Annotated in this window: 23 protein-coding genes; 16 read left to right on the top strand and 7 right to left on the bottom strand. The window is 71.2% G+C overall.

Going from position 1 to position 20,713, the window contains the following annotated elements:
* Positions 1–5: 5 nt before the first annotated feature.
* Positions 6–470 (bottom strand): cupin, encoded by a 465-nt coding sequence (locus OG798_RS38775; protein ID WP_097224513.1) that lies wholly within the window; start codon positions 468–470, stop codon positions 6–8.
* A gap of 326 nt (positions 471–796) precedes the next feature.
* On the opposite strand from OG798_RS38775, the gene OG798_RS38770 reads away from it, so the two are divergent.
* From OG798_RS38770 to OG798_RS56640, 6 genes are all read left to right on the top strand, one after another.
* Positions 797–1,816 (top strand): substrate-binding domain-containing protein, encoded by a 1,020-nt coding sequence (locus tag OG798_RS38770; protein WP_120985589.1) that lies wholly within the window; start codon positions 797–799, stop codon positions 1,814–1,816.
* A 113-nt stretch (positions 1,817–1,929) separates the two neighbouring features.
* Positions 1,930–4,350: a sensor histidine kinase gene (locus tag OG798_RS38765; RefSeq protein WP_121414748.1), complete on the top strand. Its 2,421-nt coding sequence runs from the start codon at positions 1,930–1,932 to the stop codon at positions 4,348–4,350.
* An 11-nt stretch (positions 4,351–4,361) separates the two neighbouring features.
* The gene (locus tag OG798_RS38760; protein WP_054236774.1) at positions 4,362–4,793 is read left to right on the top strand and encodes a roadblock/LC7 domain-containing protein; all 432 of its coding nucleotides are present in this window, start codon (positions 4,362–4,364) and stop codon (positions 4,791–4,793) included.
* A gap of 1 nt (position 4,794) precedes the next feature.
* Complete coding sequence (locus OG798_RS38755) at positions 4,795–5,151, top strand: DUF742 domain-containing protein (RefSeq protein WP_054236773.1); 357 nt, start codon at positions 4,795–4,797, stop codon at positions 5,149–5,151.
* Entirely contained in the window at positions 5,138–5,740 is a 603-nt protein-coding gene (locus OG798_RS38750; protein ID WP_328758473.1) for a GTP-binding protein, read from the top strand. The genes OG798_RS38755 and OG798_RS38750 overlap by 14 nt, the downstream gene beginning before the upstream one ends.
* 140 nt (positions 5,741–5,880) lie before the next feature.
* Positions 5,881–6,396, top strand: coding sequence for a hypothetical protein (locus OG798_RS56640; protein ID WP_443053964.1), 516 nt, complete (start codon positions 5,881–5,883; stop codon positions 6,394–6,396).
* A 95-nt stretch (positions 6,397–6,491) separates the two neighbouring features.
* Here OG798_RS56640 and OG798_RS38740 read toward each other — a convergent pair whose 3' ends face one another.
* Positions 6,492–7,244, bottom strand: coding sequence for an NADPH-dependent F420 reductase (locus OG798_RS38740; RefSeq protein ID WP_328758472.1), 753 nt, complete (start codon positions 7,242–7,244; stop codon positions 6,492–6,494).
* 138 nt (positions 7,245–7,382) lie between these two features.
* Between OG798_RS38740 and OG798_RS38735 the strand changes: the two genes are divergently transcribed.
* Positions 7,383–7,976, top strand: coding sequence for a TetR/AcrR family transcriptional regulator (locus OG798_RS38735; protein ID WP_328758471.1), 594 nt, complete (start codon positions 7,383–7,385; stop codon positions 7,974–7,976).
* A gap of 225 nt (positions 7,977–8,201) precedes the next feature.
* Positions 8,202–8,462: a hypothetical protein gene (locus OG798_RS38730; RefSeq protein WP_328758470.1), complete on the top strand. Its 261-nt coding sequence runs from the start codon at positions 8,202–8,204 to the stop codon at positions 8,460–8,462.
* A 42-nt stretch (positions 8,463–8,504) separates the two neighbouring features.
* On the opposite strand, the gene OG798_RS38725 is transcribed toward OG798_RS38730, so the two are convergent.
* Entirely contained in the window at positions 8,505–9,071 is a 567-nt protein-coding gene (locus OG798_RS38725; RefSeq protein ID WP_095852083.1) for a cysteine hydrolase family protein, read from the bottom strand.
* 286 nt (positions 9,072–9,357) lie between these two features.
* Here OG798_RS38725 and OG798_RS38720 point away from each other — a divergent pair, with 286 nt between their 5' ends.
* On the top strand, positions 9,358–10,362 hold the full coding sequence (locus OG798_RS38720; protein ID WP_328758468.1) for a lysylphosphatidylglycerol synthase transmembrane domain-containing protein: 1,005 nt from the start codon (positions 9,358–9,360) through the stop codon (positions 10,360–10,362).
* 3 nt (positions 10,363–10,365) lie between these two features.
* On the opposite strand, the gene msrB is transcribed toward OG798_RS38720, so the two are convergent.
* The 4 genes from msrB to OG798_RS38700 form a co-directional block, all read right to left on the bottom strand.
* On the bottom strand, positions 10,366–10,773 hold the full coding sequence (gene msrB / locus OG798_RS38715) for a peptide-methionine (R)-S-oxide reductase MsrB (RefSeq protein ID WP_095852085.1): 408 nt from the start codon (positions 10,771–10,773) through the stop codon (positions 10,366–10,368).
* A 28-nt stretch (positions 10,774–10,801) separates the two neighbouring features.
* A complete protein-coding gene (gene murC, locus OG798_RS38710) occupies positions 10,802–12,187 on the bottom strand; it encodes a UDP-N-acetylmuramate--L-alanine ligase (protein ID WP_095852086.1) in 1,386 nt (461 codons plus the stop codon).
* A 208-nt stretch (positions 12,188–12,395) separates the two neighbouring features.
* Positions 12,396–12,869, bottom strand: coding sequence for an indole-3-glycerol phosphate synthase (locus OG798_RS38705; protein ID WP_095852087.1), 474 nt, complete (start codon positions 12,867–12,869; stop codon positions 12,396–12,398).
* Positions 12,870–13,049: 180 nt separating this feature from the next.
* Positions 13,050–13,886 (bottom strand): pyrimidine reductase family protein, encoded by an 837-nt coding sequence (locus OG798_RS38700; RefSeq protein ID WP_095857717.1) that lies wholly within the window; start codon positions 13,884–13,886, stop codon positions 13,050–13,052.
* Between OG798_RS38700 and zapE the strand changes: the two genes are divergently transcribed.
* The 7 genes from zapE (at position 13,885) to OG798_RS38665 (ending at position 20,649) form a co-directional block, all read left to right on the top strand.
* Positions 13,885–15,027: a cell division protein ZapE gene (gene zapE, locus OG798_RS38695; protein ID WP_067375515.1), complete on the top strand. Its 1,143-nt coding sequence runs from the start codon at positions 13,885–13,887 to the stop codon at positions 15,025–15,027. The genes OG798_RS38700 and zapE overlap by 2 nt on opposite strands.
* 123 nt (positions 15,028–15,150) lie before the next feature.
* A complete protein-coding gene (locus tag OG798_RS38690; RefSeq protein ID WP_095852089.1) occupies positions 15,151–15,489 on the top strand; it encodes a hypothetical protein in 339 nt (112 codons plus the stop codon).
* A 70-nt stretch (positions 15,490–15,559) separates the two neighbouring features.
* Positions 15,560–16,138 (top strand): carbonic anhydrase, encoded by a 579-nt coding sequence (locus OG798_RS38685; RefSeq protein WP_095852090.1) that lies wholly within the window; start codon positions 15,560–15,562, stop codon positions 16,136–16,138.
* Positions 16,139–16,164: 26 nt separating this feature from the next.
* Positions 16,165–17,619, top strand: a complete 1,455-nt coding sequence (locus OG798_RS38680) for a SulP family inorganic anion transporter (RefSeq protein ID WP_257016548.1) — start codon at positions 16,165–16,167, stop codon at positions 17,617–17,619.
* Positions 17,620–17,718: 99 nt separating this feature from the next.
* Complete coding sequence (locus tag OG798_RS38675; RefSeq protein WP_095852092.1) at positions 17,719–18,654, top strand: slipin family protein; 936 nt, start codon at positions 17,719–17,721, stop codon at positions 18,652–18,654.
* Positions 18,655–18,811: 157 nt separating this feature from the next.
* On the top strand, positions 18,812–20,077 hold the full coding sequence (gene thrS / locus OG798_RS38670; RefSeq protein WP_328758465.1) for a threonine--tRNA ligase: 1,266 nt from the start codon (positions 18,812–18,814) through the stop codon (positions 20,075–20,077).
* Between the two features lie 11 nt (positions 20,078–20,088).
* Positions 20,089–20,649 carry a hypothetical protein gene (locus OG798_RS38665; protein WP_328758464.1) on the top strand — a complete coding sequence of 187 codons (561 nt, stop codon included), beginning with the start codon at positions 20,089–20,091 and terminating at the stop codon, positions 20,647–20,649.
* The last annotated feature ends 64 nt before the right edge of the window (positions 20,650–20,713 follow it).

Below are 20,713 nucleotides of genomic sequence, written 5' to 3'. Positions count from 1 at the left end.
GGGCGCTACTGGAAGTCGCAGCCCGGGTTGGGCGCGTCCTCCGAGAACGGCGAGCCGTGGGGCAGGACGTACAGCACGTCCAGGACGACGGGGACCGAGCCCTCGTTGCGGCCGATGTGCACATGGGCGGGACCCGGGGGTTCGGTGATCGTACGGCCGGCCGGGTAGGAGCCGTCCTGCGCGCAGGTGGCGTCGAAGTGGCTCAGGGTGCCCTTCTTCACGAGGCCGTAGAGGGGACCGTCGTGGTAGTGCCAACCGGTGCTCTGGCCGGGCGGGATGGTGATCTCCCGAAGCGTGTAGTCCGTGTTCCCCACGGTGGTCCGGTAAAGCACCGTCGCGGTGACACCGGGGCCGGACGGAGTCGCGTACGCGGTCCCGGCGACCAGCGACATGGCCGACAGGCCGACGACCGCGGCGCCCGTCACTCCCGTACGCAGCACGGCACGGACAGCGGAAACCTCACGCGTCATCTCGTCCTCCCCCGTTCGTCATCCCCCGTGTGAACGCAACAGTCCGCCAACGGCAGGCCCGCGCACCATCATTGAACATCCGTGCCCCATGCGGAAGGTGCGATACCACCCAACTCGCTCATCACGCGTCCAACTAGTGACGATGCGGCGACGACGCCCCGGCGTCGGCCACCTCCGGCATATGCCCGCTCACTTGACGGCCGAGTGTGACACACGATTGGCTCCGGCCCAACGAAAGTACGACAGTCGGTGCACAACATCCCGACATCGCACCGATCTCACTCTCATCGACCCGCCGCTGGGCCGCACAGCGAGGTGCCGCACCCATGAACATGTCCCCCACACCTCACCACTTCCCCGGATCCCCGCACCGCGCCGCCCTTGTCGCCGCCGTCACCGCGGCCTGTCTGCTCGCCGCCGGCTGCTCCGGCTCCGGCGGCTCGAACGACACGAGCGACGCCTCGGCGGGCAAGGCGGGCACCGGCCGGATCAAGGTCGCCCTGATCACCCACGGCGCCCGCGGAGACGCGTTCTGGGAACTGGTGCGCAAGGGCGCACAGGCGGCGGCCACCAAGGACAACATCGACCTCACGTACGCGAGCGACTCCGAGGCCGCCGCCCAAGCGAGCCTGGTGCGGGACGCGATCCGCGACCGGGTGGACGGCATCGCGCTGACGCTGGCCAAGCCGGAGGCGATGCAGAGCGCGGTCAGCGCGGCCAAGGCGGCGGGGATACCGGTGGTCGGTCTCAACTCCGGGATCGACGCCTGGAAGTCCGAGGGCCTGCTGGAGTACTTCGGCCAGGACGAGAGCGTCGCGGGCCGGGCCACCGGCGACAAACTGGACGAGCTCAAGGCCAAGCACGCCCTGTGTGTCATCCACGAACAGGGCAACATCGCCCTGGAGGCCCGCTGCGCCGGGGTGAAGAAGACGTTCGGCGGCGAGACCGACCTGCTCTATGTGAACGGCACCGACATGGACGCGGTGGGCGCCGCCGTCACGGCCAAACTGCGCCAGGACCCGAGCGTCGACGAAGTCGTCATGCTGGGCGCGCAGTTCGCGCTCGCCGCGGTGAAGTCGGTGAAGGCCGCGGGCAGCAAGGCCCAGGTCGCCACCTTCGACCTCAACAGCGGTCTGGTGAAGTCCGTGCAGAACGGGGATGTGCAGTTCGCGGTGGATCAGCAGCCCTATCTCCAGGGCTATCTGGCCGTGGACTCGCTCTGGCTCTACCACTCCAACGGCAACTTCAGCGGCGGCGGGACCGCTCCCGTGCTCACCGGCCCCGCGTTCGTCACCAAGGAGAACGTCGCCTCGGTCGCGAAGTTCGCGGCGAACGGGACCCGCTGAAGCGCTGCCACCCGCAGGCGTCAGCAAGGTTTTCCGTCCCTCACGGTGCGTACGGTCACTTGTACGGATAGCATCCTGCGCACCCTCTCATCGCTGATCGCTCTAGGACGACGATGTCTCCACGGACCGGTGCCCGGCGCCGTCTCGGCTCCATACGTCTCTCCCTGATCCTGCTGGCGCTGGTCCCCAGCGTCACTCTCGCCGCCATGTGGGGTGTGACGACGACGCAGATCTTCTCGGAGGGGCTGCGACTGCGCGAACAGACGGGACTGAGCCGGTCGACGGGTGCCATGGGCACCGAGGCGACGCTCGCGCTGCAACAGGAGCGCAGCCTGTCGGCCGCCTGGATGGCCTCGCCGCACGGTTCCCGGGCCGCCCTGGACCGGCAGCGCAGGCGCACGGACGTCGCGGTCGCGAAACTGGTGCGCCGGTCCGAGGACTTCAAGAACGCGCCCGCCCGGATCGGCGACCGGATGTACTCGGTCATCGCCTCGGTGGGAAGCCTGGAGTACTACCGGGGACAGGTGGACCACCCCACCGACATCACCGCCCAGCAGGCCCTGGACCAGTACACCTCGATCATCGGCGACCAGATCCAGGCCTTCCAGGAACTCTCCCAGGTCGACGACGGCGACCTCACCTCGCAGGCGGGGCCGCTGATCACGGTGGGGAACGCGGCGGAGCTGGTCGCCCAGGAGGACGCCGAGATCGCGCTGGCCTGGCCCTCGGGAAAGCTCGACGAGCAGTCGTGGCAGGAGTTCGCCCAGCGGGTCGACGTGCGCCGCTGGGTTTTCCAGAGCCAGGTCCTCAACTCGCTGCACGGCACCGTGAAGGACCAGGTCGAACGGGTCCTCCAGAGCCAGGACTGGAAGACCCTGGAGACCGTCGAGGACCAGATCATCGCGGCCCGGACGGCTCACGGCCGGGTGGCCAGGACGGTCGACCTGCCCGACGCGCACGCCCGTTGGAACACCGCGCTCGGCAGGATCTCCGACCAGTACACGAACCTGATCCAGCAGCAGACCACGCAACTGCTCGACCGCAGCGCCGACAAGGCGCACAGCCTGCTGATCAAGGCGGCCGCGCTGAGCGCCGGCGGACTCGTCGCCCTGCTGGTGTGCGTCGTGATGTCCTGGCGCATCACCCGCTCCCTCTCCCGGCGGCTGCGCGGTCTCAGGATGGCCACGCTCAGCCTCGCCGAGGAACGGCTGCCCGACGTGGTCACCCGGCTGAACCGGGGCGAAAAGGTCGACGTGGAGTCCGCCACCCCGCCCCTGGACTACGGCGAGGACGAACTCGGCCAGGTGGCCAAGGCGTTCAACACCGCCCAGCGCACGGCGGTGTACACCGCGGTGGAACTCGCCGACACCCGACGCGGCTTCCAGAAGGTGATCCTCGGCATCGCCCGGCAGAGCCAGAACCTGGTCAACCTTCAGCTCAGCAAGCTCGACGCGCTGGAACGCGAGCACCAGGACCCCGGGATCCTCAAGGGCCTGTACGAACTCGATTCCACCGCCAGCCAGCTCCGCCGCTACGAGGAGAACCTCGTCATCATCAGCGGCGAGCAGCCCCGGCGCAGCTGGACCGAACCGGTCGCGCTGATCGACATCCTGCGCAGCGCCGTCGGTGAGGTCGCCCAGTACCAGCGGGTGGACGTGCACACCGACGACGAGGTGTACGTGAGCCCGCCCGCGGTGGCCGACGTCATCCATCTGCTGGCCGAACTCATCGACAACGCGACCACCTACTCCCCCGCGCCCAGCCCGGTGGGGGTGCGGGCCGCGATGGTGGCCAAGGGACTGGCCGTCGAGATCGAGGACCGGGGCCTGGGCCTGTCCGAGGAGGACTACACCGCGTTCAACGCCCAGTTGGCGGTGGCCCCGCAGTTCGACGTGGTGGCACTCGCCGACGACCTGCGGCTCGGCATGTTCGTGATCGCGCGGCTCGCCACCCGGCACGGCATCGCCGTCACCCTGCGCTCCTCGCCGTACGGCGGGACCACCGCGATCGTGCTGATCCCGCACGACATCGTGGTCCGCGAGACCCCCGACTCCCCCGCCGCCGACGCGGAGGTCGCGGTACCGGCGGGGGTCGTGGCGGCGAAGGGCTCCGCCGACGACGCGGTCCCGGAGCGCCGGCCCCATGAACGTGCGGAGGAGGCAGCCCCCTCCGCCCGGGCCCGCACGACCGACTCCGCCGCGCCCCGCTCCGGCCCCGCTCAGGGCGCCGCCGGCCGCGACGGACTTGCTCCGCTGCCGCGCCGGGTGCCGCAGACCAGCCTGGCCACGGAGCTGCGGGAGGAGGCGGCGCCCGCCGAGGCCGACGACAAGGACGCCACCGACCTCGCCGACTTCACCGCGGAACGCGCCGCCTCCTCACTCGCGGGCTTCCAGCGCGGGACGCTCCGGGCCCGCGACGACGAGGAGCTGTCGTACGACCACGGTGGCGAGGAACCGTCGTACGACCACGGGGAGGACCCGGCCCCGACCCAGCCCGCAGACCGCTCGTGGACTCCGCCCGCCGACCGCTCGTGAAGGACAGAGAAATGACACGCCCCAGCACCGCCACACACAGCCAGCTCGACCAGCTGCTCACCGGACTGGTGGAACGGGTCGCCGATGTGAACCACGCCGTCGTGCTCTCCGAGGACGGACTGGTCGTCAGCAAGTCCACGGCGTTCGTCCGCGACGACGCCGAACGGCTGGCGGCGACCGCGTCCGGCCTGATGAGCCTCAGCAAGGGCGTCAGCATGGACTTCCGCGGCGGTCCGGTGCGCCAGGCGCTGATCGAGATGCGCGACAGCTATCTGATCCTCACCGCCGCGGGCCCCGGCGCCCATCTCGCCGTGCTCACCAACCAGGGCGCGGACGTCGGCGTGGTGGCGTACCAGATGAACATGCTGGTGAAGAAGATCGGCGAGCACCTCAGGGCAGCACCTCGTGCGGGCGTCGCCGCCGCGGCCGACAACGGCGAGTGAGGTGAGCGAAGGCGACGCGGCCGGCCGACTGGTACGGCCGTTCACGCTGACTGGAGGCCGCACCCGGCCCAGCCGCGCCGACTTCACCCTCATCACGTCGGTGACCGCGGTGGATCCGCCGCCCGAGGGCGCCACCCGGCCGCAGCCCGAGCACGCCCGGATCCTGCGGCTGTGCGCGAAGCCCATCGTGGTGGCGGAACTCGCCGCCGAACTCGACCTGCCGGTGAGCGTGGTCGTGATCCTGCTCTGCGATCTGCTGGAGGCGGGCCGGATCACCGTCCAGGCTCCGCGTCTCGTCTCCCGTACCCCGGACCTGGACCTGCTGCAGAAAGTGAGGGACGGCCTTGGCCGGCTCTGACCCCGCCGCGCGCGGGACTTCGGCACCCGACGCACCCCCCGCTCCCGACGCGGTCAAGATACTGATCGCCGGAGGGTTCGGCGTCGGCAAGACGACCATGGTCGGGGCGGTCAGCGAGATCGTCCCGCTGCGCACCGAGGAACCCCTCACCTCCGCCGGTCTGAACGTCGACGACCTCGACGGCATCGAGGCGAAGCGGGCCACCACCGTGGCCCTGGACTTCGGGCGGATCACCCTCAGCCCCGAACTGGTCCTGTACCTCTTCGGCACCCCGGGCCAGCAGCGGTTCTGGTTCATGTGGAACGACCTCGCGATCGGCGCCCTGGGCGCCGTGGTCCTCATCGACGTCCGCAGGCCGGAGTCCAGTTTCGCCGCCATCGACTTCTTCGAGCGGCGCGGCATTCCCTTCGTCGTCGGCGTCAACGGCTTCCACGGGCAGCACCCGTACACCCCCGAGGAGATCCGCGACGCCCTGGCCCTGCCGAAACGGACCCCCGTGCTGCTCTGCGACGCCCGTGAGCGCGGGTCGTGCCGGGACGTACTGATCACTCTGATCGACGAGTTGATCGCTTCGTCCATCCACAACTGACTTGCGCTTACGGGCTGTTCACCGGTCTTCCTGTGACCCGCCAGGGCCCGGCTGTGCGGAAGCTGTGAGTTCCCTGATTCTCATCCTTCCCTCAGCGCGGGCTCAGCGACGGCCCAGATCCGGCCCGGATCGTCGGGGCCATGGACGAAACGAACGCGGGAGGCGTCCGGCAGCGGTCGGTCGAGGTCGTGGTGCCGGTCCACAACGAGGCACACGTCCTGGCGGCGACCGGGCTGACGGCCCGTCTTCCGCACGTCCACGCCGTCCACCTGGCGGCCAAGGGCCGGGGCCGCGCGCTGAAGTACGTGTGGAGCCGGTCCGAGGCGGACGTGGTCGCGTACATCCTGGAGTCCGGGCAGCCCGTCATCTCCATGGGCGGCTGGTCCGGCAGCGACAACGCCATGACCCTCACCAAGCTCAAGAGCCTGGTGAAGTCCGGCAAGCTGCACTACATCATCGTCAGCAGCGACGGCGGACAGGGCACGAACTCCGAGATCGCCACCTGGGTCAAGGCACACGGCACGGCCGTCAAGTCCTCGGCCTACAGCTCCGGTTCGTCCTCGACCACCTCTTCTTCCACGTCCTCTGCATCCTCTACGTCTTCCACGTCGAGCACCGGCGGCCTGTACCGCCTGGACGCCTCCGACGTCGGCTGATCCAGCCATCCACCCCCGGCAGGGGCGGGCCACCGGACATCCCCCACCGGTGGCCCGCCCCTCTTTTCCGCTCTGTTTCCGTTCTTCTCCGTCGCTCAGTCGCGGGCGAGGGTGGCCCGGGCTTCGCCCGCCGGGCGCCGTACGGCCGCGTCGGTCAGCTCCTTGACCCGGTCGGCGGGCACCGGAACGCCCGGGGTCTCGAAGAACCAGCGCTGTGCCTCCTCCTGGCTCAGCCCCTCGGGCCGCGCCGCGAGGTAGGGCTGCACGTAGACCGGGGTGCCCGGCTCGCTGCGCCAACTGTCGGCGAGCGTGCCGATGTCCACCGCGTCGTACCCGAGGGCGTCCAGCAACTCGGCCACCCGCGCCTTGGCGGCCGCGTCGTCACCGGCGAGGGGCAGGGCGCTACGGTCGGGGGCGCCGGAGGGCCGGGCGGAGAGGAACAGGCGCCGGAAGTCGATGCTGTTGAACGCCTTGACCACTCGGGAGTCGGCCAGGTGGCGCTGGACCAGGGCGCTGGAGGTCGGCCCGCCCGCGTCCAGATCGGCGATGCGGCCGTCGCGGTCCGGGTAGTGGTTCATGGTGTCGATCACGACCTTGCCCGCGAGAGCCGCCGCGGGCAACCGGTCGTAGGCCTTCAGCGGCACGGTCGCCACCACCAGGTCACCGGCGCGGGCGGCCTCCTCGGGGGTGGCCGCGCGCGCGTGCCCGCCGAGTTCGGCGACGAGGCCGGTGAGTGTCTGCGGTCCGCGCGAGTTGCTGAGTACGACGTCCAGTCCGGCCGCCACGGCGAGGCGGGCCAGCCCGCCGCCGATCATGCCGCTGCCGATGAGTCCAAGGGTCTTCGTCACGGTGGGTTCTCCCTCTGAGGTGAGGTGAAGTAGATCGATCAAGAGTGAATCCATATGTCAATCATGAGACTCAGTGTCACATTAGCGTCCGTTACTCACTATGGCGAGCGGGGAGCGGGTGAGCGGTACGATCCCGAGGTGAACGGAGCAGCGCGTACGAGCACGAGGGACATCGCACGGGCCGCCGTCCGGGCCGAGTTGGCCCAGGTGGCCTTCGAGCTGTTCCGTCGCGAGGGCTTCGAGAACGTCACCGCCAACGACCTGGCCGCGGCGGCCGGGGTGTCCCGCAGCACCTTCCTGCGCTACTTCGGCACCAAGGAGGACGCGGTCCTCGACGCGGTGGACGCCCAGGGCGGACGGATCGCCGACGCGCTGCGCGCCCGCCCGGCCGGCGAGGACGACTGGACGGCGCTGCGACACGCCCTGGGCACGGTCGTCGAGCACCACCGGCAGGACCCGGCCGGCGCGCTCGCGCTGTCCCGTCTGATCATGAAGACCCCCGCGCTGTGCACGCGCAGCATGGAGAAGCAGAACGGCTGGCGCCCGGTCATCGCCGAGGCCCTCGCCGAGCGCGCGGGCCCCTCGCGGCCCTCGGCCCTGGGCCCGCTGGTGCGGGCCGCCGCCGCGGTCGACTGTCTGAACATCGCCGTCAACCACTGGACCGACTCCGACGGCACCCTCGACCTCGACGATCTGATCGACGAGGCCTTCGCCGCACTCGCATCGCGCTAGATGAGGGCTGCCGGATGAGGACCGCCGGATAAGGACCCTGTCGGCCCTGACGGCGGGCGTGGCCCGGGGCGAGCTGAGCGCGGCCGAGGTGATCGCCGGCGCGCTGGAGCGCCTCGACCGTACGGAGTCCGACGTACGGGCGTGAGTGCGGGTGGACCGGGACGGAGCGCTGGGCGCCGCCCGGGAGCTGGATGCCGTGCCGTCGGGCGGCGGGAGCGCTCCGCGGTGCTGGCACTGCTCGGCGACGTGGACGCCGTGCTCGGCCCGGCCGCCCCGGGTGCCGCCCCGAAGGGCCTGACGGTCACCGGGTCGCCCGTCCTGAGCCTCCCTTGGCAGCTCCTCGGCCTCCCGGCCGTGACCGTACCGGGCCACCGGGACGCCCAGGGCATGCCCCTGGGCCTCCAACTCGTGGGCCACCCGGACCGTTTGGAAGGCCTGTTCTCCCTCGGCCACGCCGTCGAACAAGCCGCGCGGACGAACGGCTGACGCGCGGCGACCGCCGATGGCCGCCGATCAGATCAGAACGGCTCAGTCCTCGACGACCGCCTCGAAGGACACGTCCGCCGTGCCGACGGTGCCCCCGCGCCGCCCGGGTGCGCTCTGCCACGTCCAGTAGAGGTTGGTGTGCGCGATCACCTGCTCCGGCGGCGGCGCGCCGTACGCGCTGAGGTCCTCCGTCGTGTGTGCGTCACCGACCAACGTCACGTCGTACCCGCGTACGAAGGCCCCGTGCAGGGTGGAACGGATGCACATGTCGGTCTGCGCGCCCGTGACGACCAGCCGGCCCACCCCGCGCTCGGCGAGCAGCGCCTCGAGGTCGGTGTCCTCGAACGAGTCGCCGTAGTTCTTGTGGACGAGGGGCTCGGCATCGCGGCGGACCAGTTCCGGCACGTACTGCCAGCTCTCGCTGTCGCGCTTGAGCTGGTCGTCCGAGTGCTGCACCCACACCACCGGCACGTCCTCCGCGCGAGCCTTGCCGACCAGGGTGTCGATGTTCGCGACCACCTCGTCGCGCCGGTGCGCGCCCGCCACCACCCCGTTCTGGACGTCGATGACGAGCAGGGCGGTGTTCGGCCGATCGGGAAGAGTCGTCATAAGGGGCCTCCGTTGTCTCGTCCGTCGTCCGTCCCGTCCATCTCACTCGGCAGGTGCGTTCCGAGTGCGCCCCCTCTTTCTACCTTTCGACGACGGAAGCGCCAACTGCCCTGCCCCACAGGACGACGAGCCCGGCCGTGTCGCCCAGCCGCTGGTGCCCCTTCCCCTCCCGGACACCGCGCCGTCACACCGAGCGGGAACGTTCCCACTGTCCCCCTCCGCTCAAGCCTCTTCTTGTGTCCGTCCGCCGGTACCGCGGGCGTGACGTGGAAGGACGATGTGCGCCGTGTCCCCGCTCCCGCTCGACGATCTCCCCGTAGCGCGCCCCGCCCCCGTCCGGTCCCCCGCCGCCGCACGCCTGACCCGTCTCACCCGTCTGACGCTGACCCTGCTGCCGCTCCTGGCGATCGGGACGTGGGCGGCGGTCGACTGGCGGGCGGTGAGCGAGGGCGCCGCCCGGCTGGCCGCCGCCGATCCCCGGTGGCTGCTGGCCGGGGTCTTCTTCACCTGCCTGGGCTGGGTGGCCGCCGCGTGCGTCCGGCAAGGCGCCCTGCCCGAACGGCTGCCGCCCGGGCCGCTGCTCGCCTCGCAGTTCGCCGCGGGCGCCGCCAACCACATCCTTCCGGCGAGCATCGGCGCCCACGCCGTCACCCTGCGCTTCCTCCAGCGCCGCGGCATACCCCTGGCCAGGGCCACCGCCTCGCTCGCCCTGTACTCGCTGGTCAAGCCGCTGGCGAAGACGGTGGTGCTCGTCGTCTTCCTCGTGGCATTGCCGGACGCGCTACGGCTCGGCGACCTCACCCCGGACACCTGGACGTTGCTCATGGCCGCCGGGGCCGCGGTGCTCGGTCTCGCCACCGCCGCCCTGCTCCTGACGGTCGTACGCCCACTGCGCCGCCCGGCGCTCGGCTTCGTACGCACCGCCCTGACCGAGGCGCGGACGCTGCACACCCGGCCCAGCCGCGTCCTCGCCCTGTGGGGCGGGTCGGCCGTCGCCCCGGTGCTCCAGGGGAGCGTGATCGCCTCGGTCGGGTTCTCGCTCGGGCTGCCGCTGTCCTGGGCCCAGGTGGTCCTCGCGCTGCTGCTCGCCAGTACCGCCGTCGGCGCGGTGCCCGCCCCGGGCGGCATCGGCCCGGTCGACGCGGCCATGGTCCTCACCATGGCCGCGTACGGCGCCCCCGTGTCCCTGGCCACGGCAACCGTCATCGGCTACCGCGTCCTGACCGTCTGGATCCCCCTGCTCCCGGGCGCCCTCGTCCTCTCAGCCCTCGTCCATCGCGAGGTGCTGTGAACCTCAGCCCTCGTCCGGAGCCAACCGCAGCGAGATGCTGTTGATGCAGTACCGCTGGTCGGTCGGCGTCGGGTAACCCTCACCCTCGAATACATGGCCGAGGTGCGATCCGCAGCGGGCGCACCTCACCTCCGTGCGGACCATCCCGTGGGAGCGGTCCGCGATCAGCTCGACCGCGTCGGATTCCTTCGGGTCGTAGAAGGACGGCCAGCCGCAGTGGGACTCGAACTTCTCGTTCGAGGTGAAGAGTTCGGCGCCGCAGGCCCGACAGGAGTAGACACCCTTGGTCTTGGTGTCGGTGTACTCGCCCGTGAAGGCGGGCTCGGTGCCCGCCTTCCGCAGGACGGTGTACTCGGACGGGGTCAGCTCCGCGCGCCACTGCTCGTCCGGCTTTTCGATGTCGTACGACATGAAGCTCAACCCCTCACAAACGTCACGGCTACTTCGACAGGCGGGTCAGGATCTCGGGACCGAGGTCCGTCACGTCTCCCGCGCCCATGGTGAGAACGAGATCACCGGGCTTCGCCATTCCCGCGACGACCGAGGGCACCTGCGCCTTGTCGTGGACCGGTGTCACGTCCGCGCCCGCCGCCCGCGCCGCCGCGATGATCAGCTCGCTGGTGACGCCCGGGATCGGGTCCTCGCGGGCCGGGTAGATGTCCAGCACGATCGAGGCGTCGGCCAGGGCCAGGGACTCGCCCATCTCCTTGGCCAGCTCCTGGGTGCGGGAGAACAGGTGGGGCTGGAAGACCACCAGGATGCGGCCCTCGGCACCCGCGCGCATGGCCTCCAGGTCGGCCGTCATCTCGGTCGGGTGGTGCGCGTAGGAGTCGATGACCTGGACGCCCGCCTCCTCGCCCTTCAGCTGCAGACGCCGCTTCACGCCCGTGTAGGAGGCGATCGCGGGGGCCAGCTCCGCGGCCGGAATGCCCAGCGCCGCGCCCGCCGCCAGCGCGGCCACCGCGTTGTGCGCGTAGTGGCGGCCGGGGACGGAGACGGCGAAGGTCAGCTCCGTACCGTCGAGGAGCACCGTCACCTCGCTCTTCAGGCCCTGGGGGATCACGGACAGGACCCGTACGTCCGCGTCCGGCGCGTCGCCGTACGTCACCACCCGTACGTCCGCCGGCAGGCGCCGGGTCAGTTCGCGCGCGCCCTCGTGGTCCGCGGAGATCACCAGCGTGCCGCCCGGCACGATCTTGGCCGCGAAGGTCTCGAAGGACTCGTAGATCTCGTCGATGGAGGCGTAGTTGGCGTGGTGGTCGAGCTCGACGTTGAGGACGATCGCGACTTCGGGGGCGTACTTGTGGAAGCTGCGGTCCGATTCGTCGGCCTCGGCGACGAAGATCTCGCCGTCGCCGTGCAGGGCGTTCGAGCCGGGGGCGTCCAGGTCACCGCCGATCGCGTACGAGGGGTTCAGTCCCAGCGCGGAGAGGGACACGGCGAGCATCGACGTGGTCGTGGTCTTGCCGTGCGTGCCCGCGACCGCGATCGGGCGCAGGCCGTCCATCAGCCGGGCGAGGGCGTCCGAGCGGTGGACCACGGGGATGCCGAGCTCGGCCGCGCGGGCCAGCTCCGGGTTGTCCGCGCGGATCGCCGAGGACACCACCACACAGGTGGCGTCGGAGGCCAGGTGGTCCGCCGCGTGGCCGATGTGCACGGTCGCGCCCAGCGCCCGCAGAGCCTCGGCGGTGGCGGACTCCTTCGCGTCGCTGCCCGCCACCTTCGCCCCGCGCTGCGCCAGGATCTTGGCGATGCCCGACATCCCGGCGCCGCCGATGCCGATGAAGTGCGGTCGGTCCATGGCGGTAGGAAGGCCGGGTGCCATGCGTGTATCTCCCAAGATCCGGTACGACGGTAAGCGCGCTCCCACAGACAGGAACCCGCCCCAGCCTATTCGGTGCGGCCCCTCGCAACCTCCCAGGGGCGCGGGGCCGTGACAAGTGCGGCTCCGCCGCGTGGGCGCGACCAGCCAGGTGCCGGCCGCACCGGACCCGTCCCGGCAGCTCTCACGGCACCCACGCCCGGCGGGAGCCCTACACCTTGCTGTGCGAGAACAGCTTCAGCACCGGCACGCCGACCTTGTGGCGGGCCCGCGAGGCCCAGTCGCGGTGGAAGAACTCCTCCACGTAGTGCGGGTCGGTGAGCACGATGACCTCGTCCGCGCCGATCTCGTCGACCAGCTTCTTGAGCGCGTCGAGCGGGTGGTTCTCGATGAGCCGCCCCTCGGCCTCGCTGCCGGCCGAGCGCAGCGCCACCAGCGACACCTCGAGGGCCTGCTGCCCCTGACCGGCCGCGTCCGCGCCCTCCGGCGTCTCACGCTCGTGGGCCGCCTCGTCCAGCTCCCCGAGCGCGACGTCGTCGATGGCCCGCAGCAGCCGGTCCGCCTGATCGCCCCGCGGCTGGAGCAGCACGTGGAAGGCGACCACCTCGTCACCGTGCAAGGTGGTGACGAACTCCACGTCGGCGGACGTCAGGGCCTTCTCGATCATCAATACGCTTGTGAACACGACAGGCGCCCTTCTCCTCCGTGGGCCTCCCTGGCCCCCTGCGGAAACCATCCTGCCCCGTGATCGCACGGGGACTGCGATTTTCAGTGTGCCCGGAAGATAATCGGAATGATCCACTCCGCTACCTCGCCCTGGCCGACGGCCGAGACCGGTGGCCCCGACCGACGCCAGGGCCACCGGTCAGGGGCGACGGTATCGGGCGAAGAGGAATCCGGCCTCCTCCAGGAGGGACGCCAGTTCGAGCCGCTCGGGAACCGCCATCGCGGGCCCCCCGGCGATCCGCTGCGCGTCTCCCGCGGTGAGCGTCGGGGAGAGGGTCAGGCACAGTTCGTCGAGGACACCCGCCGCGACCATCTGGCCCAACAGCCGCGGGCCGCCCTCCGTCAGCAGCCGGGTCATGTCGCGCTCAGCGAGGGCACGCACGGCCCGTACCGGGTCCACGCCCATCCCGTCCCCTGCGATCACCACCTCGGCGCCCGCCTTCTCGGCCGCCGCCACCCGGTCGGGGGCTGCCGCGGCGCCCGTCAGGACGAGCGTGGGCACCAGGGGCGAGGTGAACAGGGGCAGCGAGAAGTCCAGGTCGAGGCTCGCGGTGACGACGGCGATCACGGGCGCCGGGCCCTGTCCGGCCGCCTCCCGGGACCCCGCGAACTCCGCACGCGCGCGTGCCGGACGGTAACCCTCCTGGCGTACCGTTTCCGCGCCGACGACCACGACGTCCGCGAGAGCCCGCAACACCCCGAAGATCCGCATGTCGGCGGCGCTGGAGATGCCCTGGGACTTCCCGTCGTGCTGAGCGGCGCCGTCGAGCGTGGAGACCATGTTGGCCCGCAGCCAGGGCTCCCGGACCCCGGCGGAGCGGGGCTCGGGGTAGGCGTACGCCTCCGCCAGCTCCAGCAGTCCCCACTCACGGTCCGTCGCATCCGTCACATCCGCCACAGCCGCACGAGGGGCATCGGGGGCCCCGGCGGTGGCCTGGGCTGCTGTTTCGTAGGTCACAGGGAACAGGCGTCGCATGTCGTGCAGTGTGGCACGGCGCTTAGAGTGGGGAACCGTGTCGTCCTCCACCGCCGCTTCCGGGATCGAACCGATACCCGAAGCAGCCCCCACGTCCCTGTGCGCCCGCGAGCCGCACGTCCCCGCGGACCGGCTGGTCGCCGAGATGGTGCCGCCGCCGCGCTTCGACTCCGTGCGCTTCGAAACGTACATTCCGGACCCGAACCAGCCGAGCCAGACCGAGGCCGTACAGGTCCTCGCCGGCTTCGCGGCCGGTCTCGGCGGGGCGCACGCGGTCGGCGGCGGTAAACGGGGCTTCTTCGGCTTCGGCAAGGCCAAGGCGCCGAAGACCCCGGCCGGCCCCCGGGGCGTCTACCTGGACGGCGGCTACGGCGTCGGCAAGACCCACCTGCTCGCCTCCCTGTGGCACGCCACCCCGGCCGAGCCCGCGCTCAAGGCCTTCGGCACCTTCGTGGAGCTGACGAACCTGGTCGGCGCGCTCGGCTTCCAGAAGACCGTGCAGACGCTCTCCGGGCACCGCCTCCTGTGCATCGACGAGTTCGAACTCGACGACCCGGGCGACACCGTCCTCGTCTCCACCCTGCTCGGCAAGCTGGTCGACGCGGGGGTCGCGCTCGCGGCCACCTCGAACACCCTGCCGGGCAAGCTCGGCGAGGGCCGGTTCGCGGCCGCCGACTTCCTGCGCGAGATCCAGGGGCTGTCCGCGCACTTCCGGCCGCTGCGCATCGACGGCGAGGACTACCGCCACCGCGGGCTGCCCGAGGCCCCGGCGCCGTTCACCGACGAGCAGGTCACGAAGGCCGCGTACGCCACGGCCGGGGCCTCCCTCGACGACTTCCCGCATCTGCTCGACCACCTCGCGCGCGTGCACCCCAGCCGCTACGGCGCCCTGACCGACGACCTGAAGGCCGTCTGCCTCACCGACGTCCAGCCGGTGCCCGACCAGTCGACGGCGCTGCGGCTCGTGGTGCTCGCCGACCGGCTGTACGACCGCGAGGTGCCCGTCCTCGCCTCCGGGATGCCCTTCGACCAGCTCTTCAGCGAGGAGATGCTGAACGGCGGCTACCGCAAGAAGTACTTCCGCGCGATCTCCCGGCTCACCGCGCTGGCCCGCGACGCCAAGGGGCTCGTCGAGGCGTAGTTTTTCGGCCCCTCCACAGCGTTTTCGGCCCACTTCACTGTGAAACGTCGAGTTAACCCTGCAAACAACTTGCCGCGTTAACCTATGTATTGACATGGAGGACGAGACGCCGGGAGGGGGCGCATGTTACGAGGTACGACGGCCCGACCCCTGTACGTGGTACTCGCCGCCGTCCTGATCAGCCTCCAGCTCTTCGCTCCCACCGAGGTGTTCGCGTCCGCGCACAAGGGCGAAGTCGTCTCCTGCGCCGAAGCCGAGCATCCGCACAAGGTGGCACCCCCTCTGGGCGCCCGTCAGCGGACCCGCGACGAGGATCTCGTCCCCGACACACCCCCGCGCGCCCTGCTCGCGAGCGACCCCGCGGCCTCGTACGCGCCGCTCGCGCCCGCCGCGGCGCACCCGCGCACGTCGAGATCCTCGACCGCCCACTCCCCCGCCGCACTTCAGGTCTTCCGCTGCTGAGCGGAGCGCGTCCCCCCACGCTCCGTCTTGTAAGCCGACGCGCCCTCAGGGCGCGCCAGGAGGAACTGACATGCAGCCCCTCATCGACCATGCCCGCTCCTTCGGCCGGCGGCCCGAGGAGTTCGCCTCGCTCGCCGACGGCCAGTCCCCGCAGGTCCTGTTCATCACCTGCTCCGACTCCCGGGTCGTTCCGGCCCTGATCACCGGCGCCCGCCCGGGCGAGCTCTTCGAGCTGCGCACCGCGGGCAACATCGTCCCGCCCTACGTCCCCGGCCGGCCGACCTCCGAGGCGGCCACCGTCGAGTACGCGGTGGACGTGCTCGGCGTGTCCGAGATCGTGGTCTGCGGCCATTCGCACTGCGGTGCCGTCGGCGCGCTGGTGCGCGGCGAGGACCTGACGGCCGTACCCGCCGTGCGCGACTGGCTCGCGCAGGTGCAGCGCCCGTCCGACGCACCGGGCGACGACCCCACCGTCGCCGACGCGGTACAGAACCACGTCCTCGCGCAACTGCTCAGGCTCCGCGGATACCCCTGTGTGGAAAGGGCCCTGACGACGGGCCGGCTGCGTCTGCACGGCTGGTACTACGAGGTCCACACCGGAGCCGTGCGCGAACACCGAGCGCACACCGACACCTTCGAGGCCCTGTGAGCCGCGCGATGAACACGTCGAGCCTCATGAGCAAACTCCCCCACCTGCGGCAGGACTTCGCCGCCTCGATCGTCGTGTTCCTGGTCGCCCTGCCGCTGTGCGTGGGCGTCGCCGTCGCCTCCGGTGTCCCGGCCGAACTCGGCCTGGTCACCGGCATCGTGGGCGGTCTCGTCACCGGCCTGATGCGCGGCAGCAGCCTTCAGGTGTCGGGCCCGGCGGCCGGACTGACCGTGCTGGTCCTCGAGGCCGTACGGGAGTACGGGCTCGCCGTCCTCGGAGTCGTCGTGCTCGCCACGGGTGTGCTCCAACTCCTCATGGGCGCCCTGAAGCTGGGGCGCTACTTCCGGGCCATCTCGGTGGCCGTCGTCGAGGGCATGCTCGCCGGGATCGGCCTCGTGCTGATCGCGGGCCAGCTCTACTCGATGGCCGGGCTCAAGGCCCCCGCCTCCGGACTCGACAAGCTCGCCGGACTGCCGGAGGCCGTCGTCGACGCGGCCCGCAGCACCGAGGCGCTGGCCTCGGTCGGACTCGGGGCGGGCACGATCGCCGTGCTCGTCCTGTGGCGGCGGCTGCCGCGCCGGGTGCGTACGGTGCCGGGGGCGCTCGGCGCGGTCGTGCTGGCCACAGTGGTGGCCTCGGGGTTCGGGCTGCCGGTGGCCAAGGTCGAGGTGCGGGGGCTGGTCGGCTCGATCCAGCTGCCGAGCCCGGCGGCCTTCGGGGAGCTCGCGAGCGTGGGCGTGCTCGGCACGGTGCTCGCCTTCACGCTGATCGCCTCCGCCGAGTCGCTGTTCAGCGCGGCGGCCGTGGACCGGCTGCACAACGGCCCCCGTACCGAGTACGACAGGGAACTGATGGCGCAGGGCGCGGGCAACACGGTCTGCGGACTGCTCGGAGCGCTGCCGATGACCGCGGTGATCGTGCGCAGCGCGGCGAACGTCCAGGCGGGCGCGCGGACGAAGGCGTCCCGCGTGCTGCACGGCGTCTGGCTGCTGCTGTTCGCGGCGCTGCTGCCCGCCGCGCTCGGCGTCATCCCGCTGCCCGCCCTCGCCGGCGTCCTGGTGCACGCGGGCTGGAAGCTGGTCCCGCTGCGCGAGGTCGTCTCGCTGTGGCGCGAGCACCGGGGCGAGGCGCTGATCCTCGTCGTCACGGCGGTGTCGATCGTCGCCGTCAGCATGTTCGAGGGGGTGCTCATAGGGCTGGCCCTGGCGGTCGTCAAGACGGCGTGGGAGGCCTCGCACGTCCGCCTGGAGGTCGTAGACAAGGGTGCGGGCCCCGTCCAGGCGTATCTGTCGGGCAACGCGACCTTCCTGAGGCTGCCGAAGATCCTCGACAGCCTCGAGGCACTGCCCCAGGACCGCCCGGTCGAACTGGACCTCTCCGGCCTGCACCACCTCGATCACGCCTGCCGCACCGCGCTGGAGAACTGGTCGGCGCGGCACAGTGACGCGGGGACGGAACCGGTGAAGATGACCACCGGCTGACCCCCGGGGCTCGCGGTCGGGGGGATCCTCGACCGCGAGCCCGCGTGAGGCATATCGTGGGATTAGTGGTGGTGTACGGCGGCTCGAAAGGGGGTCGTCATGCTCGAAGAGCTCTTGGCCACGGTCGCGGTGGTCGGTACCGCGGGGGTGGTGTACGTCGCCGCGGCAGCCCGGGTTGTCAAGCAGTACGAGCGGGGCGTGGTGCTCCGGCTCGGGCGGCTCCGGGGTGGCATCAGGCCGCCCGGGTTCACCATGATCATCCCCGGTGTGGACCGGCTGCGTAAGGTCAACATGCAGATCGTGACGATGCCCGTCCCCGCGCAGGACGGCATCACGCGGGACAACGTCACGGTCCGGGTCGACGCGGTCATCTACTTCAAGGTGGTCGACGCGGCCGACGCGGTCATCCAGGTCGAGGACTACCGCTTCGCCGTCTCGCAGATGGCGCAGACCTCGCTGCGCTCGATCATCGGCAAGAGCGACCTGGACGACCTGCTCTCCAACCGGGAGAAGCTCAACCAGGGCCTGGAGCTGATGATCGACAGTCCGGCCATGGGCTGGGGCGTGCAGATCGACCGGGTCGAGATCAAGGACGTGTCGCTGCCGGAGACGATGAAACGGTCGATGGCCCGGCAGGCCGAGGCCGACCGGGAACGGCGGGCCCGCATCATCAACGCGGACGCCGAACTGCAGGCGTCGAAGAAGCTGGCGGAAGCCGCCGGGGTGATGTCCGAACAGCCCGCCGCGCTCCAACTGAGGCTGCTGCAGACCGTGGTGGCGGTCGCCGCCGAGAAGAACTCCACCCTGGTGCTCCCCTTCCCGGTGGAACTGCTGCGGTTCCTGGAACGGGCGCAGGTCCAGCCGGGGGCGCCGACGGTGGAACAGATACCGAGGCGTCCGCGGCCCGACGAGCACAAGGACGACGAGTTCGTGCTCGACGAACCCAAGGGTGACAAGTTCAGGCGCGAGGAGGCGGAGGACGACGAGTTCCCGCTCGACAACCCCGGCGCAAGCCCTCTCCCCGGCCCCGACTGATCGCCCACAACAATTGCCGCGACCGCCCACCCACTCCCTGCTAGCGTCCCTCCCATGAAGCGTGCCGCTGTGAAGACGACGACGCCGGAGAGTGTCCCGGCGCGCTGACTGCTGACGAGTCCGAAGCCCCGGGGCGAGTGCCCCGGGGCTTCGCCGTGTGGTCACTCGCCCCTCGAGAAGCGAGGAGACCACCATGACCGCCCTCCCCGACCACCGCCGACTCGGCCGTGAACTGGACCTGTTCGACACCGATCCCCTGATGGGCGCGGGCCTGCCCTACTGGCTGCCCGACGGCGCGGCCGTGCGCCACGCCCTGGAGGAGTACGTCCGCGACGCCGAGCGACGCGCGGGCTACCAGCACGTGTACTCACCGGTGCTGGGCAAGCGGGAGCTGTACGAGATCTCCGGGCACTGGTCGCACTACAGCGAGGACATGTTCCCGCCGATGGAACTCGGCGGCGAGCAGGTGGTGCTGCGCCCGAGCCTGTGTCCCCACCACGCGCTCATCTACCGCTCCCGCTCCCACAGTTACCGCGAACTCCCGCTCCGCGTGGCCGAGTTGGGCGGGATGTACCGCTCCGAGCCGTCCGGCGTCCTCGGCGGCCTCACCCGCGTACGCGCCATCCAGCTCAACGACGCGCACCTCTTCTGCACCCTGGAGCAGGTCGCCGAAGAGGCGTCGGCGGCACTGGAGTTGATCCACCGGGCGTACGAGGCGATGGGCATCCGGGCGGCCCACCACCGGCTCTCCCTGCCGGGCCCCGGCGGCAAGTACGTCGCCGACCCCGAGCTGTGGCGGCGCTCGGCGGCGCTGCTGCGCGAGGTGCTCGACCGCTCCGGGGTGGCGTACGAGGCCGTCGAGGGCGAGGCCGCGTTCTACGGCCCCAAGATCGACGTCCAGATCGCCGATCCGGCGGGCCGGGAGTCCACCCTCTCCACCGTTCAGATCGACTTCCACCAACCCGAACGCTTCGACCTGCACTACATCGGCGCCGACGGGGCGAAACACCGGCCGGTCATGGTCCACCGCAGTGTCATCGGCAGCCTGGAGCGCGCCGTCGCCCACCTCATCGAGGCGCACGGCGGCGCCTTCCCGCCCTGGCTCGCCCCGACCCAACTGGTGGCCCTGCCCGTCTCCGACGCGCGGGCCGAGGTCGAACAGGCGGCCGATCTCGTACGCCGCTGCCTGGACCGGGGCCTCCGAGCCCGGCTCATCACCCCTGACCAGGGCACCCTGGGCGCCCGGATCCGCGCCGCCCGCCTGGTCCCGTACCAGGCGGTGATCGGCCCCCGGGAGACCGCGGCCGACGAGATCGCCCTGCGCCTGCGCGACGGCCGCCGCCTCGACCCGGGGCCCGCCGCCGAGGCGCTGGACCGCATCACCCGTCTCGTCCGCGCCCACAGCACCGAACTGATCGGCTAGATTTCCGCGCCGTGGATGAACTGCCGGTGCACCAGGGGTGGTTGAGACAGCGGTGGCGGTCGGTGGCCGTGCCGGGAGCGGTCTTCGCGCTGGCCGGGGGCGGGGCGCTGTACGCGGAACTCCGCCCGGTGTTCCCGCGAACGGACGCGCGGGCCTGCTCCGACAGCACCGTGCCACTGGCGGAGCAGGCCGAAGCGGCCGCGCTGACGCTGCCCGAGCACGCGACGGACCTGCGCTACGACACCGCTCGTCTCCACCCGCGGGCCAGGACCCCGACGGGCACGACCGGCAGGACGGTCCTGAGGATGGAGTTCCGCGCCACGTCCGCCGACATCCAAAGGTGGCTGACCGCCAACCGTCTGCCGAAACCGACCGACTTCGACACCTGGGGCGGACCGGAGGCGCTCGGTGCGACGTGCGGGGTCCTGGAGGACGGCTTCTCGGACTGGCAGACCACGAGCGGGCGGCTCGCCGCGACCGTGACGACCCCGTACGGGCTGCGTCTCATCGTGAACATCGACCCCGACAGCCGTCCACGACCGGCCGTCCTGGTCACCCTCGAAGAGGCCTGAGCACGACTCGCGGGTACCCGGCTCCCGTCGCACCATCGAGGGACACGGCCGGAAGGGGTACGCG

Origin of the sequence: Streptomyces sp. NBC_00271 (assembly GCF_036178845.1) — a bacterium.
Classification (GTDB): domain Bacteria; phylum Actinomycetota; class Actinomycetes; order Streptomycetales; family Streptomycetaceae; genus Streptomyces.
The sequence above is the reverse complement of the archived record's forward strand: the minus strand, read 5'-3'. Positions and strand labels throughout refer to the sequence as shown.